Here is a 17,899-nt window from a genome sequence, read left to right as displayed (position 1 = left end):
ATGCGCAGAAACAAACACGCAAAGATCGTCGCGACGCTTGGCCCGACAAGCGATGAACGCGCAACCATCCAGGCACTCTTCGATGCCGGTGCCGACGTGTTCCGGCTGAACTTCAGCCACGGCACGCACGAGGACCACCGGCGCCGGCTGGACCTGATCCGCGGGATCGAGCGCGACAGCGGCCGCCCGATCGGCGTGCTGCTGGACCTGCAGGGGCCCAAGCTGCGCATCGGCACCTTTGCCGATGGCCCGGTCCATCTGGCCGAGGGCAAGGCCTTCCGGCTCGACCTCGATGCGAAGACGCCGGGCAGCGACAAGCGCGTCGCGCTGCCGCATCCCGAGATCTTCGCGGCGCTCGAGGCGGGCACCGACCTGCTGCTGGACGACGGCCGGCTGCGGCTGCGGGTGGAGAAGTTCGGCAAGGACTTCGCCGAGACGCGCGTGCTCAACGGCGGCAAGCTGTCCGACCGCAAGGGCGTGAACGTTCCGGGTGTGGTGCTGCCGCTGTCTGCCCTGACCGAGAAGGACCGCACGGACCTGGCATACGGCCTGAAGCTCGGTGTCGACTGGGTGGCCCTGTCGTTCGTGCAGCGCCCCGAGGACATCGTCGAGGTCAGGACCATCGTCGACGGGCGCGCCGGCATCGTCGCCAAGCTCGAGAAACCGGCGGCCATCGCGTCGCTCGACGCCATCGTCGCGGAAACGGACGCCGTGATGGTCGCGCGGGGCGACCTCGGCGTCGAGATGCCCGCCGAGCAGGTGCCTTCGATCCAGAAGCGGATCGTCCGCGCCTGCCGGCGCGCCGGCAAACCCGTCATTGTCGCCACGCAGATGCTCGAGTCGATGGTCACCGCGCCGGTGCCCACGCGCGCCGAGGCCTCGGACGTGGCGACCGCCATCTACGAGGGCGCCGATGCGGTCATGCTCTCGGCCGAGTCGGCCAGTGGCCGCTATCCGGTGGAGGCCGTGAGGATGATGAGCAGCATCATCACGCACACCGAGGGCGATCCGAACTACCGCAGCGCGATCGATTCGTCCCGCGCCGAGCCGCTTGCGCGCGCGGCCGATGCCATCGGCTGCGCGATGCGCGACATCACGGGCCTGCTCAATGCGGCGGCCACCGTCGCCTACACCAGCTCGGGCTACTCGGCGCTGCGCATGGCGCGCGAGCGGCCGCGCGCGCCCATCATCGGAATGACGCCACGCCTGGCCACCGCCCGCCGCCTGGCACTCGCGTGGGGCGTCCATGCCGTGCTCTGCCACGAAGTGGTGGACGTTCCCGAGATGAGCGAGCTTGCCTGCCGCACCGCGCTCAAGGAAGGCTTCGGCGTCTCGGGACAGACCATCGTGATCTCGGCCGGCATGCCTTTCGGCACTTCCGGCACCACCAACCTCCTGCGCATCGCGCAGATCTGAACGGGAGCGGACATGGCAACGATCCAACGAATCCGCGGCTTCGAGATCCTGGACTCCCGTGGCAATCCCACAGTGGCCGCCGAGGTGGTCCTGTCGGACGGCGCGAAGGGCTTTGCGGCCTCGCCCTCGGGCGCCTCCACAGGCGCGCGGGAGGCCATCGAGCTGCGCGACGCGGACCCGCAGCGCTACCTTGGCAGGGGCGTCACCAAGGCGGTGGGCCACGTCAACGGCGAGCTGGGCAAGGCGCTGGTCGGCCATGCCGCGGCCGACCAGGCCGCGCTCGACCGCAGGATGATCGAGCTCGATGGAACGCCGACCAAATCGCGCCTGGGCGCGAACGCGATCCTGGCGGTGTCGTTGGCGGCCGCCAAGGCTGCGGCGGCCTCGGCAGGCGAGTCGCTGTACCGCCATCTCGGCGGCGAGCGCAAACCGGTCCTTCCTTTGCCCATGATGAACATCATCAACGGCGGCGCGCATGCGGACAACAACGTCGACATGCAGGAGTTCATGATCGTGCCGGTGGGCGCGCCCGGCTTCGCGGAGGCGATGCGCTGGGGCGTCGAGGTGTTCCACTCGCTCAAGGGCCTGCTCAAGAGCCGCGGTATGTCGACCGCCGTGGGCGATGAGGGAGGCTTTGCGCCCGACCTCCCGTCGAACGAGGCGGCCATCGAGGTCATTCTTCGCGCGATCGAACAGGCCGGGTTCAAGGCCGCAACGGAAATCGCGCTGGGCCTGGACGTTGCAAGCTCGGAGTTCCACAAGAGCGGCCACTACGAACTGGCGTCCGAGGCAAGGCGCTTCGATTCGGCGCAATTCGTGGACCACCTGGCCCGCTGGGTGGATGCCTATCCGATCGTGACCATCGAGGACGGGATGGCCGAGGACGACTGGGACGGGTGGGTGCTGCTGACGCAGAAACTGGGCCACCGGGTGCAGTTGGTCGGCGACGACCTGTTCGTCACGAACACCGAGATCCTCCAGCACGGCATCGCGCGCCGCGCAGCCAACTCGATCCTCATCAAGCCGAACCAGATCGGCACGCTCAGCGAAACGCTCGCGGCGATCGCCATGGCGCAAAAGGCCGGCTACACCGCCGTGATTTCGCACCGCTCAGGCGAAACCGAGGACACCACGATTGCCGACCTGAGCGTGTGCACCGCAGCCAGGCAGATCAAGACTGGCTCGCTGTGCCGATCGGACCGCATGGCCAAGTACAACCGCCTGCTCCTCATCGAGGCCGAACTGGGCCGCGACGCCGCCTTCGCAGGCCGCATCGCGCTGGCCTCCAGCCGGGCCCTGCCGCCCGGCGACTGTTGAATTCAGGTTAACGACGAATTCACCTGGACGCCGGATCCAAGACCTGTAGCTCCCTACAGTCATATCACAACCATATGGAGACAACCATGAAGAATCTGATGTTCCGCCTTCGCGCTGCCTCGACGGTGGTCGCACTCGGCCTGGCCGCCTCGCTCGCATGGGCGCAGGCCTATCCCGTCAAGCCGATCACCCTGGTCGTGCCGTTCCCTCCGGGTGGAAGCTCGGACGCGCTGGCCCGCGCGATCACCACGCCGCTGTCGCAAAGCATCGGCCAGCCTGTGATCGTGGAGAGCAGGCCGGGCGCGGGCGCCACGGTCGGCGCCGACTATGTCGCCAAGGCCAGGCCGGACGGCTACACGCTCCTCATGGGGGCCGTGCACCACACGATCGCCACGAGCGTATACAGGAAGCTGCCCTACGATTTCGAGAAGAGCTTCGCGCCGGTCACCACCGTGGCCCTGGTGCCCAACGTGCTGGTGGTCAACGCGAAGTCTTCGGCGACCGACGTCAAGAGCCTTGTGGCGCTGGCCAAGGCATCGCCGGGCAAACTGTCGTATGGCTCGAATGGAAACGGGACGGTGCAGCATCTGATCGGCACGCAGTTCTCCACCATCGCCGGCGTGGAACTCCTGCACGTACCCTACAAGGGCAGCGCGCCGCTGACCACCGATCTGCTCGGCGGACAGGTCGACATGTCCTTCGACACGCTCACGCCGTTGGTGCCGCACATCAAGGGCGGCAAGCTGCGTGCGCTGGCCGTGACCACGGCCAAGCGCTCGAGCACGCTCCCTGATGTGCCGACGCTGGCAGAGGCCGGCATCAAGGACTTCAACCAGGGGACCTGGTTCGGCATCCTGGCACCTGCGGGAACGCCCAAGGAGATCGTGGCCAAGCTCAACGCCGAGATGGTGAAGATCATCCAGTCGCCGGAGTTCAAGAAGCGCATGGAAGACATTGGTGCCGAGCCGGTGGGCGACACCCCACTTCAAATGGCCGCGCAGATCAAGGATGACACGGCCAGGTACGCAAAACTTGTCAAGGATGCCAAGGTTGCCATCGATTGATGAACAAGCCCCAGCGTTCGAATGCCAAGCATCGATGCTCTGGAGCCATGAGATAGTGTCCCTTCACGGAAGGCTGCCTTCCATCGCGCCGAAGACGTTCGCCGCGAAAAGCAAAGGGAAGCGGCGGCTCATTTCCGTCGAGCAAACGGTCGTCGCGAAGCCCGGCATCGCAGCGACGCTCCTCGGGCAACATGGCGTTCCTCGGTTTCCTTTGCAGCACGCTGCCCCGCAAGGCGATCCAACGCGGGCCTCTTGCACAGGCTTTCTTGTTGGCCACCTTCGTGTCCCATGCCGGGTGCGGCGATCCACCTCCGAGCCGCGCGGCCAGCGTGCACTGGCTGCTGGCTGCTGCGGGCGTATCTCGGATCGCATCCCAGCCACGGCGGGGTGACGCCAGACCAAGGCATCAACTGCCCGCTGCATGGCGTGCGCCGCAGACATGGTGCGTGCTGTTTTCCGATGGGATTGGAGGCGCTGGCCCTCGTTGAATGCGGAGCAAGTATGAAGGCCTTCTCGTCTGCGCGGCCATGGGGGCGTGGCCCTTCGCGCAGGGGTATCTTGTTCCTTCATGAAGGTCAGCATCACCACCAAGCTCTTTGTCGCCGTGCTGGCCACCGCCGTGCTGGCCGTGGTCGCGATGGGCGCAGCCTCGCGCTGGAACTTCGAGCGCGGCTTTGTCGGCTACCTCAACGAGCAGGGCGTGGAGCGGCTCGACTCCGTGCTGCCGAACGCCGTTGCGGCCTACCGGCAGAACGGCAGCTGGGACTTCCTGCGAGACAACCCCCGCCCCTGGTTCGAGATCATGCGGCCCGCGCCTTCCGCCTCGGGCGAGCGCTTCGAGCCGGGGCGCACCCCGGCGCTGGTGTCCGACCTGACGGGCGCCGTGCTGCGCATCGCGCTGCTCGATACGGACAGGAAGGTGATCGTGGGCTTCAGGGAGATTCGCAAGGGTGCCATTGAACGCGCCGTGGTGGTCGACGGCAAGACCGTGGGCTGGGTCGCGATGATGCCGTTCCAGAGCGTGAGCGAGGCCGGCGACCAGCGCTTCCAGAAAAACCAGCTGCGCGCGAGTTGGGTCATCGGCAGCCTGTGCGTGCTGCTGGCCGCGGGCATCGCGTGGTGGATCGCGCGGGTGCTGCTCGCGCCCGTCAAGCGTGTGGCAGCGGCCACGCACCGATTGACATCGGGCGACTACGCGAGCCGCGTGGCGGTGGCATCGCACGATGAGGTGGGGCAACTGGCGCGCGACTTCAATTCGTTGGCCTTCACCTTGCAGCGCAACGAGCGGATGCGCCGCGAGTTCATGGCCGACGTGTCGCACGAGCTGCGCACGCCGCTGGGCGTGCTGCACGGCGAGCTGGAGGCGATGGAAGACGGCGTGCGCCGCCTCGATGCGCAGGCCGTGCGCTCGCTGCAGCACGAAGTGGGCATGCTCAACAAGCTGGTGACCGACCTGTACGACCTGTCGATGGCGGACGTGGGCGCACTCGCGTACCGCAAGGCCGACATCAACCTGCGCGAGCTGCTGGAGCTGAGCGTGGATTCGTTCCGCGAGAGGCTGGCTTCGGCTGGCCTGCGACTGGAGCTGGTGCTGCCCGCGCAGCCGCTGATGATGTTCGCCGACGAGCGGCGCATGCAGCAGCTCTTCAGCAACCTCGTGCTCAACGCCTGCCGCTACACCGACGCGGGCGGTATGCTGCGCATCGAGGCGCGCGAGGCCGACAACCAGATCGCGATCGATCTCATGGATTCGGCGCCTGGCGTCGACGCGGCGCTGCTGCCGCGCCTGTTCGAGCGCTTTTTCCGCGGCGAGGGTTCGCGCAACCGGGCCAGTGGCGGCGCGGGCCTTGGCCTTGCCATCTGCCGCAGCATCGTCGAGGCGCATGGCGGCACCATCGAGGCCAAGGCTTCGCCGCTGGGCGGGCTGTGGATCGCGATCCGCCTGCTGCGGGCCTGAGGATGCGGTGGCACCGGGCCTGCGAAGTGCCTTCACAGGGCGATGGGTGCCGGTGCGCATCACCGCATCGCTCGCTGCGCGCCGGCGCTCCAATCACCCGATTCACCGGGCGTTTGGCAAGTCCGGCTTCACTGGGCGCATTCGGGAGCAAGACTGTCCAGCACATTCACGATGCGTCTCACGAGTCGATCCGAGTACGATTTCGCAGGATGCAGGATATCCGCCATTTCGGCGCGCGAGTACTCGACCGTGTCCCAGTCTGCGAAGGGGACCCGCAGATCAGCTGCCACGCGCCTGATGGCTCCGTCGCTGTACGTTCGTCCTGGAACAGGAACGAGTTGCCGGGATAGCCCGGTCAAGATCACCTCGCGTCCTTCCCGGCGCGACACAGCGATCATGGCCCGCAGCGCGGGCTCCAGAGGAAGATTCTGTGCCGCGTCGTTGATGCCGTGCGCGATCACTACAAAGTGGCCGGTTCGCGACTCCCGTTCGAATACCTTGGCGCGTGCGGTGGCCGTCTCCCCGTTCACGGTGTGGTCGGTGACTTGGTATCGAGGGCGCAGCCGATGCAGCGTTGTCGATGGCGGCTCCTCCAAACGAAATGAGCCGCCATAGCCACCGTGCAGGATGGAGTCGCCATAGAGATCCACGCTGCAATGCGATGCCTGCAAATCCGAAGGACCCTGTGCCTTGGCCGCGGATGCCGCAAAGCTCCGGTGGTGAAGGATCTGGGGCTGCGCTTCAAGCTGCGCAACGAGGCGTCCCGGAGTTGGGGGAGCACCTTCGCAAGCAGATGCAAGAAGGAAAATGCTGGCCATTCCAATGGCTTGGAGCAGCGACGTGACAGGCGGTGGATGGAAGCGCGAGACTCTTGCAGCGAGCATGCGCCCATGCTGGCGAAGCGGTGGTTAAGTGCCGTCTGGCTGGCGCAAGTTATGTAAAGGTGCCATCCATCCGGCGAAGCCGCATGGCCATGCGGGCGCCACTCTTGGCGTTTCGTGCGCGCAGCGGTTGGGTGGCCGTGTTGAAGGCAGCGATGGCAGTGACCAATGAATCCATGATCACCCAGGGGTACGACGCTGGAGCGTCGGGCGAACTGCGTCATGGCCCTTGCTCATTTCTCGTTCGGAAGCGCGGTCTCGAATTCCACGCGAGCATGCCGGGTGCTGCGCAGGCACCGAAGCGTCGCATGACACCTACCTCACTCGAGGAGTGCGGACGCTCCTTGGGAAGCAGGCAAGATCAGCTCCACCAAAAGGCCACCGCCCTCGCGCGGCGATGCCGTGACGCTTCCGTTGTGCATCTGCATCGCGCGACGAGCAATGGCCAGACCGAGGCCCACGCCGTGCACTTGCGCACCAACCAGCTCTTTGTTTCGGACATCCCCTCGCGGCTTCAGCAGGTCGCCGAGCTGATCCAGAAGCTCGATGTGCCGGTGCGACAGGTACCGATCGAGGCGCGCATCGTCGAGGCATCGGACACCTTCAGCAAATCGCTGGGCGTCAAGCTGGGTGGATCGTCCAAGGGCAGCAACAGTTCGATCGGCACCCAGGCGACGACGAGCAGCGACGGCACCGTGTCGTACTCGTCGACCTCCAGCAGCAACTTCGTCAACCTGCCGGCCAGCAGTTCCAGTGGCACTTCCACGGGAACCTTCGCGGTTTCGCTCTACAACTCCAGCATGTCGAAGATTTTGAATCTGGAAATATCCGCGCTGGAAGAAGACGGCAAGGGCAAGGTCGTGGCGAGCCCTCGGGTCGTCACGGCCGACCAAACCAAGGCCCTGATCGAACAGGGGACTGAACTTCCTTACCAGTCTGCCACGTCGAGCGGTGCGACCTCGGTCTCCTTCAGGAAGGCGAATCTCAGGCTCGAGGTCACGCCGCAGATCACGCCAGAAGGAAACATCATCCTGACGCTGGATGTGAACAAGGATTGCGTCGGCCAGTCGACCACTGCGGGCTACGCCATCAACACGAAGCATGTTCAGACCGAAGTGCTCGTAGAAAACGGAGGAACTGTCGTGATCGGCGGGATCTTCGAACTGTCGGAAACGAACGACGAGTCACGGATACCGGGACTCGGCGAATTGCCCTATGTCGGGGTGCTGTTCCGATCACGCACCCGCGAGGTCAAGAAGAGCGAACTGCTGATCTTCATCACCCCGAAGATGATTACCGATCGGAACGCGGCCCGCTAGCCGCGATGCGATGTGGGGACGAGCGCAGTGCGCTCAGGCGGCACTGGGGGAATTCATGTCGGCAGGGGGCGCGTCACTGCTAAAAGCACCTTCGGCCAACCACTGGAGGAAAAATAGGTGCATCTATCGCGGCGCATACCTCAGGGAAACGCCATAGCGGACCGATGAAATGTCACCGATGAACGCGAGATCCGCCATGGAAGTGCGGCTCGGCGGGGCCATGCACCGTGCGTGGTTGCCTGCGTGTTGATTTCCGTGCCGACGTGACCCGTCGCCTAAGCCAACAGGCCCAACACACCGGAACACGATTGCGCCTGAGACTCCGGCTTCCGTTGTTTGATGTTCAGGTTCTCAGAATCTGAGAATTCCGTTTGTGCTTTGAGAAGCGGCAATCGATGATCGAGCCATCCAAAGATCAGGAGAGACAAGATGGAAATCGGTGCATCCCTCGCCGCACTGGAGCTGTACTCAAGCGATCCGGCCGCGATCGCGAGCTTCTATGCCAAGACCTTTTGTCTGTCTTGCGACCCGACGGGCGGGTCGATCGATTGCCATGCAGATGGCCGTCGGTTGAAGGTCTTCGCGGGACAAGCCGGCCAGTTGCGGCGGGCCGTTTTCCGGTTCCATTCACGCAGCGATTTCGACGCTCATCGAAGGCTTCTTTCGACGCGGGGAATCCAGGTGTCCGAGCCCGGGGCGAGCCACTACACCGTTTCGGACCCGGACGGCCGCTGGATCACTTTTCTCGCGCCCGAGGTGGATCGACCCATGCCGCCGGGAGACAGTCTTCTGCGCGCGCGTCTTCAGCATTTTGCATTGCGTTCACCGACGCCGACGAAGCTGGTCGAGTTCTTCGTGGACGATCTGGGCTTTGTGCTTTCCGACAGGGTGCTTGACGCGCAGGGCGACCTCACCGCCGCCTTCATGAGAACCGACTCGGAGCACCACTCGCTGGCGATCTTTCGTGCGCCGCAGGCGAGCTTCGATCACTTTTCGTGTGAAGCGCCGGACTGGCAGCAGCTGCGCGACTGGGCCGATCACATGGCCCGCACCGGCACCGACCTGGCCTGGGGCATCGGGCGGCACGGGCCGGGCAACGACACATTCCTGATGGTCCGGGACCCTGATGGAAACATGGGCGAGATCTCGGCAGAGCTGGAAGTCTGTCGGCCCGGTCGACCGGCGGGTGTGTGGCCGCACCGGCCGCAAACCCTGAACCAGTGGGGCGTGGCCATCATGCGCAGTTGAGGCGCCTGCCATGTCCAAGACCAGCAATGTCTTGCAGGTTCTTCGCCTTTTCGGTGGCGCGCGCAAGCAGCTTCGGGCCACCGACATTGCATCTTTGCTCGGCGTGTCGGCCGCAACGGCCTACCGCTATGTGTCCGAACTGGAAGAGGCCGGATTCGTCGAGGGCGCATCGGCCGGCCGCTATGTGCTGGGCCCGACGATCGTCGAGTTGGACCGGGAGATCCGGGTCAACGATCCCTTGATCGCTGCGGCTTCGGAGGTGATGCGAACGCTGTGCGAGCGCAGCGGTGCCACCGTCATTCTCAGCCGCCTGCACGGCCACAAGGTGGTCTGCGTGAGCGAGATGCGCGGTCGCTATGGTCCCACGACCGTGAGCTACGAGCGGGGCCGTGCGATGCCGCTGTATCGCGGCGCGACCTCGAAGGTGATCTTCGCCCACATGGCTGCTGCCGAGATCGCTTTGATCGTGGAACGCGATGCGAGTGGCCTTCGAAGTGCGGGTCTGCCCTCCAGCCGGGAGAGACTTCTCGCATACCTCACCGAGATCCGGGCCCAGCCCGTCTACGCCACCGCAGGCGAGGTCGACGCGCAGGCTATGGGCTGGGCAGTCGCCCTTCATCACGGCCAGCATCTGCTGGGAAGCTTGAGCGCGATCTATTCGAAGGCGACGCCCGAGGCGGCCAGGGCAAGAGTCGGCGATCAACTGGTCCGCGCAGGGCTGCGAATCGAAGGCCGCATCGAGGCCCATGGACCCACGAGCCAGACATGAAGGCAGAACGAAAACGGAGATACGCATGACCGATGAAAACTCATTCGATGTGGTCGTGGTCGGTGCGGGGCCGGTCGGCCTCACGCTGGCCAACCTTCTAGGCCAGTACGGCGTGAAGACGCTGGTGGTGGAGAAAAACCGTCAACTCGAAGCCGAGCCACGCGCCGTGACGCTGGATGACGAAAGCCTTCGCACGATGCAGGGCGCGGGCCTCATCGACGCCGTGGCAAGGGATGTGGTGCTGGGCTATGGCGTGCAGTACTTCGACTGGCGGGGCAAGCCATTCGCGTCCATCCAGCCAACACGCCAGGAGTACGGCTACCCCAAGCGCAACGCGTTTCGTCAACCCATGCTGGTGAAAGCATTGTTCGAGGGACTGGCCCGATTCCCGAACGTCGAGGTGCGGTTCGGCCATGAACTTCTCTGCATCGAACAGGATGCCGACGAAGCACGTTGCCAACTGGACCACGAGGGTGGCCCGAGCGTGCTGGCTGCAAGATGGGTGGCTGCGTGCGACGGTGGACGCAGCAAGGTGCGCGACCTGCTGAAGATCACGCTCGATGGCAAGACGTACCCCGAGCGCTGGCTCATCGTCGACCTCGCAGAACGCACGCTTGCCCTGCGCCACACGAGCACGTACTGCGACCCACGCCGGCCCGCCATTCGACTCCCCGGCCCACGAGGAAGCCTGCGCTACGAATTCATGCTTCGTGACAGCGACCATGACGAGGACGTCCTGAATGAGCAGACGTTCCGGCAATGGATCCGCGAACGGGTGGCGCAGGATGCAGAGTTGCCACTGGTGCGCAAGGCCATCTATGGATTCCACGCGCGCGTGGCGACACGATGGAAGGCGGGACGCGTGCTGCTCGCTGGTGATGCGGCGCACCTGACGCCACCGTTTGCCGGTCAAGGACTCAACAGCGGTATTCGGGACGCCACGAATCTCGCCTGGAAGCTCGCGGCCGTTGTCCGATGGGGTGCGCTGCCGGCGGTGCTGGACACTTACGAACTCGAACGCCGCCCCCATGCTGCGGCCCTGATCCGCATGGCATTGCGCATCGGCGCGTTCATGCAGCCGAAGACCGTCCCGGGGGCCTGGCTTGCCCAATCCGCACTCCGCCTGGCCTGCCTGATCCCTGCCTGCCGTGACTACATTCTTCAACTGCGTTTCAAGCCCAAGCCGCAACTGCAGCAAGGCGCGTTCCGTCCGACGGCTGCGCATCCCCGGTCCGAATTGATCCCGCAGCCGGACGTCGAATTGCAAACGGGAGAAATCGTGCACCTGGACAGCGTGCTCGGGGAAGGCTTCGCCGTGCTCGGCTGGGATACGCCGGCCTTCCGCGCACAGGCGGCTTCGCTTTTGCCGGACGGCGCGCCAGGGCGGGTCGTCGCAATGCTGCGCGCTGACGAGGACTTCCTGCCCGCGCCGATCGACGCCGCGATCGTGGCCGTGCGCGATCGCAGCCGCGAACTGGAGAAAACGCTGGCCAGACACGATGCGGTCGCGTGGGTCATTCGACCCGATCGTTACTGGTCGCGCTTGATCGACCAGAACGCCCTTGCTTCCCCTGCCAGGCAATCCAGCCAAGGAGACAGCCATGTGCCAGCACACCAAGCACTCGCGTGAAGGCGCCCGTATCGCGGCGTTTGCGGCCAGCCTGGTGCTGGCGGCCAGCGTCGCAGGCGCCCAGCCGGCGTTCCCCACGAAGCCCGTACGGTTGATCACGGCCTTTGCGGCAGGCAGCGGCCCGGACGTGGCCTTGCGGGTGGTGGCCGAGCGGCTTTCCAAAACGTGGGGCCGGCCGGTCATCGTGGACAACAGACCGGGTGGCAACGGCTTCATCGCCATTGCGGCGCTTCGGCAGGCGCCTGCGGATGGTCACGACTTGATCCAGCTGGACAGCAATCATGTGACAACCCATCCCCACACGTTCACGAAGTTGCCATACGACGCACAGAAGGACCTGGAGCCGGTGCGCCCGCTGTTTCGAAACAACTTCTTCATCGTCGTTTCCAGGGACAGTCCGTACAGGTCGCTCGATGACATCGTCGCTGCCGCACGCCGCAAGCCGGGCCAAGTGACTTACGGCTCCTGGGCCAACGGAAGCCCCGGCCACCTTGGCGTGCTGCGTTTGCAGAAGATGCAAGGCATCGCGATGCTGCACGTGCCCTACAAGGAGATGAACCAGCTCTATGCCGCGGTCGCCACGAAAGAGGTGGACTGGGCGCTGGGCAGCGCTGCGAGTGCCGGTGCTCTGGAGAAGGCTGCAAAGGTCAGATTCATCGCCATGGCTGGGCCGAACCGATCGAAGGGCCACCCCGACGTTCCTTCGGTCGATGAGCAGCCCACCACCAAGGGCTACGAAGTCGTCGCCTGGACCGGCCTGTTCGCGCCCAAAGGAACGCCCAAGGCGCTGCGGGAAAAGATCAGCGCGGACATCAAGGCGGCGCTCGACACGCCCGAGGTGCGCGAGCGCTACCGCGGCTTCGACTACGAACCGCTCGATGCCGATCCGGATGCGTTCGCGCAGCTCATCCGTCGGCAAACCAAGGGCTGGGACGACATCATCAAGTCGGCCCATCTCAAACTCGACTAAGGAGAAGACATGAAATTCATCAGCTACCGGCTCGCGGGCGAGGCATCCTACGGAATGCTGCGCGGCGCGTCCGAAGTCATCGATCTTCGCAAGCGCCTCGGCTCGCAGGCGGGCACCCTGAAGGCACTGATCGAGACTGGAGAAGCAGCAGCCCTGGCATCCGCACATGCGGGGGCCCTTGCCGACCACACGCTCTCCCATCTCGAGCTCTTGCCGCCGATCGCCGATCCGAAGACGATCGCATGCGTTGGCCACAACTACGAAGCGCATCGCGTCGAGACCCAGCGCGATCCGACGGCACATCCGTCGATCTTCTTGCGCGGGAGCGAGTCGCTCCAGGCGGCAGGCGAACCGCTGCTCAGACCTGTGGAATCGACGCAGCTCGACTATGAAGGCGAGCTGGCCATCGTCATCGGCAAGAAGGGGCGCCGCATCTCCGAGGCCGACGCCTGGGACCACATCTTCGGCGTGAGCTGCTTCAACGACGCCAGCGTGCGCGACTGGCAGCATCACACGCGTCAGTTCACTCCAGGCAAGAACTTTCCGAGGACCGGCGGATTTGGCCCATTCCTGGTGACCCTCGACGAACTCCCCGAGGACCGTACGCTCGACCTGCGCACGCGCGTGAATGGCCAACAGGTGCAGCATGCGCGAACTGACCAGATGATCTTCCCCATCCCGGTGCTGGTGAACTACATCTCAACCTTCGTGACACTGGTCCCGGGCGATGTCATCGTGACGGGAACGCCCGGAGGCGTGGGCGTCAAGCGCACGCCCCCCCTGTGGCTCCAACCGGGGGACCACGTCGAGGTGGAGATTTCCTCGGTGGGCCTGCTGAAGAATGGCGTGGTGGCGGAGGAATGAATGCCGACATCGCGCTGGTCCTGTCGCAAGAGAGGCCGCGCGGCCGCCTTCTGGAGGAAGGCGATATCGAGGCGGTCAGCCTCGATCGCGGAGACGGTCGTGTGCGTCAACCCGGCGCGCTGCGGGATGACGCTTCTGAAGGTGGTGAGCAGATTTCCAGGCTCGTTTGACCCCCCGGGGTCAGGATTGCGTGGAAATCAACAGCGAGGGATGTACCGATTTCCATCCGGTCTTTGTTGATCTATCGATGGCCGGATCATCGATTGCCGCTTCTCAAAGCACCAACAGAATTCTCAAGGTCTGCGAACCTGAACATCAAATCGCGAGCGCCGAGGTTTGCAGCAAAACCGTGTCCAGGTGCATCGGACAGCGTCTGCGCCGCCCGCAAGAGGAAGGGCTAACCCCCTTTCTTGTCGCTCAGCAAGCTTTTTCTTCTTATTGAATTCTCAGTTTTTGAGAAATCGATTTGACCGAGAGCCCGTGCGCTACGGAACATACCGCTGCGAACGAAGGAGACAACAAACATGACAAGTCGCGCTCAGGTTTCGGTCGATGCAGTGAGTCCGTCCCAACGACTGCCCGCGTGGCATAGCTTGGTGAGTACGCATCTGGGGCGCACGCCAGAGTCGTTTCGGGCCCGGGATTCCGGCCGGTGGGAACCCTTGGCAGGCCAGGCGTTTTGCGGCAGCCTCGAATACGGCATGCTGGGCGGCGCTGGTCTTTGCCGTCTGATTGCCACGCCCCATCGATTTGTCCGCTCGATGTACACCCGCCTGGAAGACGCACCGAGCCCGCTGATGCTCGTGATGCAACAAAAGGGTTGCGCCGTGTTCGAGCAGGATGGACGCAGCGGAATGCTGGAGCCGGGCGATTGGTGCATCCTCGATGCCGCCATGCCGTTCGCCGTGGACCATCCGTCGGGTTGCGACCAGATCATTCTGACGCCGCCTCGGCCTTCCGATCCGGCGCTGGTCGAACTGATCGCACGGGGGCGCGCGCTGCGCTGTGGCGGCAACAGGGGATCTTCGCGGCTGGTGCAAACCATGCTCGGCGAGGCGTACGGGCAGTTTGACCGACTGCCGTCGGATACCGCCAGGATCCTGGCCGATGCCATCGCATCGTTTGCCTGGCACGCCGTGCAGGAACGGTGTGCGACTTCAAACAAGGACACGGTTCGCGATACCCTGCGCCACAAGCTGAAGGCCTTCATTGACAAGAATCTGTCCGAGCCCCGTCTCTGCGTCGAGATGATCGCGCAAGGCTGCGGCTGTTCCGTGCGCAGTGTTCACCGCGCATTCGCAGACGATCCTCAGGGTTCGGCTTCCGAGCACATCTGGCATCGGCGCGTGGCACAGTGCGCAAGTGCGCTCAAGAACCCGAACAACGCATCGCGTTCGGTCACCGATATTGCGATGGACTGGGGGTTCTCCAGCCCTTCACACTTCAGCCGGGTATTCAGGAGCCACCTCGGGGTCTCCCCCAAGGCCTACCGGCTGGCCCGGTAGGGCGGGAAGGCTTCAGAACGGATAGTGCCGAGCCGATGTCTGCACGGTGAGCCAGCGCAGATCCGTGAATGCATCAATTCCGGCGTGCCCCCCGAACCGGCCGACGCCACTGGCCTTGACGCCGCCGAACGGCATCTGGGGCTCGTCGTGCACCGTGGGCCCGTTGATGTGGCAGATGCCGGATTCGATGCGTTGCGCAACCTGCAGTGCGCGCGCGATGTCGCGACCGTAGACTGCGGCCGACAGGCCATACTCGTTGTCGTTGGCGCATCTCACGGCCTCTTCCACGCCCTTGACCCGGACAATGCCCTTGATGGGGCCGAAGGATTCTTCGCCATAGATCTTCATACCTGGTTGGACGTGATCGAGGAGCGTCGGTGCCATGAGTGTGGTGTCAGCGCGACCGCCGCACAGCAGGCGAGCGCCGGCGGCCAGCGCGTCGTCCAGCAGCATGTTGCAGCGCTCCACGGTCGCCATGTCGACGACCGAGCCGAGTGCTGCTGCGGAGCCTGCTGGCCCGGGAGCCAGTGCGCGTGCCTTGCTGGCGAGCCGCTCGACAAACTCGTCCGCAATGGACGCATCGACAATGATTCGCTCGGTCGACATGCAGATCTGGCCCGAGTTCAGGAAGGCCCCAAAGATGGCGCCATCCACGGCTTGATCGAGGTCGGCATCGTCGAGCACCACCAGCGGCGCCTTGCCGCCCAGTTCCAGCACCACCGGCTTCAGGTGCGCGGCGCATTTGACGGCGATGATCTTCCCCACCTTGGTGGAGCCGGTGAAGTTGATGCGACGCACGGCGGGGTGCGAGATCATGGCGTCGACGACGGCTTCCGCGTCGGCCGGGGCGTTGCTCACGAAGTTCACGACGCCGGGGGCAACACCGGCGCGGGAGAACGCATCGACGATGCACCGGTGAGTCGCCGGGCAAGCTTCCGATGCCTTCAGAATCACGGTGTTTGCGCAAGCCAGCGGCACGGCGATCGCACGCACGCCGAGAATCAGGGGCGCATTCCAGGGCGCGATGCCCAGGCAGACGCCGGCGGGCTGGCGCACGGCAAGGGCCAGGTTGCCGGGAACGTCCGAAGGAATGACTTCGCCGCTGATCTGGGTTGTGAGTGCGGCGGCCTCGCGCAGTATTCCGACCGCGGTGGTCGCATTGAAGCCCGCCCAGAGTTCACTGGCACCGGTCTCGCTCATCATGGTGGTGATGAGGGTCGGCAGGTTGCGTTCCAGTTCATCTGCTGCCTTCGTCAGGATCGAGCGCCTCTCGGCAGGGCCGGTTCGCGCCCAGGCTGGAAAGGCTCGCTGCGCTGCGACAACTGCCGCGACGGCGTCCTCGGGCCCTGCCGCCGCCGCCGTCGTGACCACCTCTTGGGTGATCGGGTTGCATCGCTGGAACGTTGCGCCTGAGCGGGCAGGGGCGAGTTCCCCCTGGATTTGAAGTTGAACAATGTGCATTTGTTTCTCCTAGAGGATCGTTGGATTCGCGGGGGCCCAGTCACCGTGGAAGGCGTCGCGCAGTCGGATCGGCAGTTTGATCTGTGCGATCGGTCCGGCTTCGATGTCGGCGGCGTTCAGCACGACCACGGATGCCAGTGCTGTGTCGTGGTGATCCAAAACAGCCAGCAGCAGCCCCTCCGCTGCAGGAACGGGCACGAACTGCGGCTCCTGGAATGTGGTTGTGTCGGACAGAAAGAGCGCCTTGACGTCGCCGGTTTGCGTGTCGACGCGGACCAGGTGGTTCGAACCCAGCCCGATCGGTCCCGCCACGAGTTGACTTCGGCTGGGATCGATCCCGCCGTAGTAGATGAAGCGATGCGGGCGCATCGACAAGCGTTCGTCGATCCGAGGCAACTCTCCTGGCATCGAACTCAGGACACGCGCATCGAACGAAGTGTCCGGACTTTCGGCGTCGAAGCGCCAGCGCGTGAGAAAGGGTGCATTCGCTTGCGGGTCGTGCGCGCTGCCATCTACCGCGGGCACGTAAGGGAACACGTTTCGTGCAGAAACGCAGAGGTCGATCGTGATCTGGCTGCCTTCGTTGAAGGCGTTGGCGACGTGGTACGAATAGCAAGCCGGCCTGCGAAACCAGCGCATGTCCTTTGCGCAGCCGTGCCTGGGCATCACCCCGATCCAGGTGTCCAGGGCGTCGTTCCACATCCAGTGGGTCCCTCCCGCTTTCAGGCGATCCAGATCGCAGGTTGTGGGAAAGACGCAGAAGATGACGTAGTCGCGCGTCACCGCGAAATCGTGCTGCATGGCTGCGTACGGCGCCTCGAACCACTCTTCCCGTACCAGCGTGCCGTGTCTGTTGGCGACGCAGTAGGCGACGCTCTTGCTTGCATCGCCTGCCGCTTCATACCCGAAGAACACCCATTCGCCGGTCTCCGGATCGCGCTTGGGGTGCGCGGTGACTGTGCGCGAGCGCAGCTTTCCATTGAAATCGTGCCGGCCCTTGGTCTCCAGGGTCACCGGATCCAGCTCGTACGGAAGGCTGTCCTCCTTCAACGCGAACAGCCGGCCCGCATGCATGAACGCTGTCGTATTGGCCGTGCCACGATCGAGCCCGCGCACTGAAGGGTGGTCGGTGAACTGGTTGCGATACAAGCCGAACAGGGCTTGGCGGGCCGCGCGCTCGGCCTCGAAGCGCTGCGTGCGCACGTACCTCATCTTGAAGTCAACATGGCCGTTCGCGAAGGTGAATGCGCTGACGACACCGTCGCCGTTGATGTAGATGTCGTCTCCCAGCATGGGCGGGTATTGCGGGTCGGGACCGCACCGGTACCAGGTGCCCTCGAGTGCCTTGGGCAGTTCGCCGATGACTTCCAGGTCCTGTATCTGGCATTCGACGCGTGAGGGCGCATTCATTCCAGTGAAATGCGGCAATGCGGGGAAGTTGCGTGTGTTGCTTGAAGGGTTGTGCATGGATACAGATGAACTTCGAGATGGGAATGGA

15 protein-coding genes and 1 pseudogene are annotated in these 17,899 nt (G+C 64.6%); 13 read left to right on the top strand and 3 right to left on the bottom strand.

What is annotated here, in order from left to right:
* The 4 genes from pyk to baeS all read left to right on the top strand — a co-directional run bounded on the left by pyk (nucleotide 1) and on the right by baeS (nucleotide 5,754).
* On the top strand, nucleotides 1-1,416 hold the full coding sequence (gene pyk / locus ACTG4X_RS34610) for a pyruvate kinase (protein WP_097201000.1): 1,416 nt from the start codon (nucleotides 1-3) through the stop codon (nucleotides 1,414-1,416).
* 12 nt (nucleotides 1,417-1,428) lie between these two features.
* Nucleotides 1,429-2,733 carry a phosphopyruvate hydratase gene (gene eno / locus ACTG4X_RS34605; RefSeq protein ID WP_440534588.1) on the top strand — a complete coding sequence of 435 codons (1,305 nt, stop codon included), beginning with the start codon at nucleotides 1,429-1,431 and terminating at the stop codon, nucleotides 2,731-2,733.
* Between the two features lie 86 nt (nucleotides 2,734-2,819).
* Entirely contained in the window at nucleotides 2,820-3,797 is a 978-nt protein-coding gene (locus tag ACTG4X_RS34600; RefSeq protein WP_097200998.1) for a Bug family tripartite tricarboxylate transporter substrate binding protein, read from the top strand.
* A 568-nt stretch (nucleotides 3,798-4,365) separates the two neighbouring features.
* Nucleotides 4,366-5,754: a sensor histidine kinase efflux regulator BaeS gene (gene baeS / locus ACTG4X_RS34595; protein WP_440534587.1), complete on the top strand. Its 1,389-nt coding sequence runs from the start codon at nucleotides 4,366-4,368 to the stop codon at nucleotides 5,752-5,754.
* Nucleotides 5,755-5,882: 128 nt separating this feature from the next.
* Here baeS and ACTG4X_RS34590 read toward each other — a convergent pair whose 3' ends face one another.
* Nucleotides 5,883-6,572 carry an SGNH/GDSL hydrolase family protein gene (locus ACTG4X_RS34590; protein ID WP_143696838.1) on the bottom strand — a complete coding sequence of 230 codons (690 nt, stop codon included), beginning with the start codon at nucleotides 6,570-6,572 and terminating at the stop codon, nucleotides 5,883-5,885.
* 536 nt (nucleotides 6,573-7,108) lie between these two features.
* Between ACTG4X_RS34590 and pilQ the strand changes: the two are divergent.
* From pilQ to ACTG4X_RS34545, 9 genes and pseudogenes are all read left to right on the top strand, one after another.
* A pseudogene (gene pilQ / locus ACTG4X_RS34585) lies at nucleotides 7,109-7,954 on the top strand (type IV pilus secretin PilQ); the annotation flags it as partial.
* Between the two features lie 429 nt (nucleotides 7,955-8,383).
* A complete protein-coding gene (locus tag ACTG4X_RS34580; RefSeq protein WP_097200994.1) occupies nucleotides 8,384-9,202 on the top strand; it encodes a VOC family protein in 819 nt (272 codons plus the stop codon).
* 10 nt (nucleotides 9,203-9,212) lie between these two features.
* Nucleotides 9,213-9,971, top strand: a complete 759-nt coding sequence (locus tag ACTG4X_RS34575; protein WP_440534586.1) for an IclR family transcriptional regulator — start codon at nucleotides 9,213-9,215, stop codon at nucleotides 9,969-9,971.
* Nucleotides 9,949-11,601 carry a bifunctional 3-(3-hydroxy-phenyl)propionate/3-hydroxycinnamic acid hydroxylase gene (locus tag ACTG4X_RS34570; RefSeq protein ID WP_440534585.1) on the top strand — a complete coding sequence of 551 codons (1,653 nt, stop codon included), beginning with the start codon at nucleotides 9,949-9,951 and terminating at the stop codon, nucleotides 11,599-11,601. Before ACTG4X_RS34575 ends, ACTG4X_RS34570 begins: the two co-directional genes overlap by 23 nt.
* The gene (locus tag ACTG4X_RS34565) at nucleotides 11,573-12,571 is read left to right on the top strand and encodes a Bug family tripartite tricarboxylate transporter substrate binding protein (RefSeq protein WP_097200991.1); all 999 of its coding nucleotides are present in this window, start codon (nucleotides 11,573-11,575) and stop codon (nucleotides 12,569-12,571) included. Before ACTG4X_RS34570 ends, ACTG4X_RS34565 begins: the two co-directional genes overlap by 29 nt.
* Nucleotides 12,572-12,580: 9 nt before the next feature.
* A complete protein-coding gene (locus ACTG4X_RS34560; RefSeq protein WP_097200990.1) occupies nucleotides 12,581-13,435 on the top strand; it encodes a fumarylacetoacetate hydrolase family protein in 855 nt (284 codons plus the stop codon).
* Nucleotides 13,432-13,605 carry a hypothetical protein gene (locus tag ACTG4X_RS34555; RefSeq protein WP_179830543.1) on the top strand — a complete coding sequence of 58 codons (174 nt, stop codon included), beginning with the start codon at nucleotides 13,432-13,434 and terminating at the stop codon, nucleotides 13,603-13,605. The genes ACTG4X_RS34560 and ACTG4X_RS34555 overlap by 4 nt, the downstream gene beginning before the upstream one ends.
* Nucleotides 13,606-13,625: 20 nt before the next feature.
* Nucleotides 13,626-13,877 (top strand): hypothetical protein, encoded by a 252-nt coding sequence (locus ACTG4X_RS34550; RefSeq protein ID WP_143696837.1) that lies wholly within the window; start codon nucleotides 13,626-13,628, stop codon nucleotides 13,875-13,877.
* An 82-nt stretch (nucleotides 13,878-13,959) separates the two neighbouring features.
* Complete coding sequence (locus ACTG4X_RS34545) at nucleotides 13,960-14,940, top strand: helix-turn-helix domain-containing protein (protein ID WP_097200989.1); 981 nt, start codon at nucleotides 13,960-13,962, stop codon at nucleotides 14,938-14,940.
* Nucleotides 14,941-14,952: 12 nt separating this feature from the next.
* On the opposite strand, the gene ACTG4X_RS34540 is transcribed toward ACTG4X_RS34545, so the two are convergent.
* Nucleotides 14,953-16,401, bottom strand: a complete 1,449-nt coding sequence (locus tag ACTG4X_RS34540; RefSeq protein WP_440534584.1) for an aldehyde dehydrogenase — start codon at nucleotides 16,399-16,401, stop codon at nucleotides 14,953-14,955.
* A 9-nt stretch (nucleotides 16,402-16,410) separates the two neighbouring features.
* Nucleotides 16,411-17,868, bottom strand: a complete 1,458-nt coding sequence (locus tag ACTG4X_RS34535) for a carotenoid oxygenase family protein (RefSeq protein WP_179830542.1) — start codon at nucleotides 17,866-17,868, stop codon at nucleotides 16,411-16,413.
* Nucleotides 17,869-17,899: the final 31 nt, after the last annotated feature.

Source organism: Variovorax sp. YR566 (assembly GCF_051992195.1).
Classification (GTDB): Bacteria; Pseudomonadota; Gammaproteobacteria; order Burkholderiales; family Burkholderiaceae_C; genus Variovorax.
The sequence above is the reverse complement of the archived record's forward strand: the minus strand, read 5'-3'. Positions and strand labels throughout refer to the sequence as shown.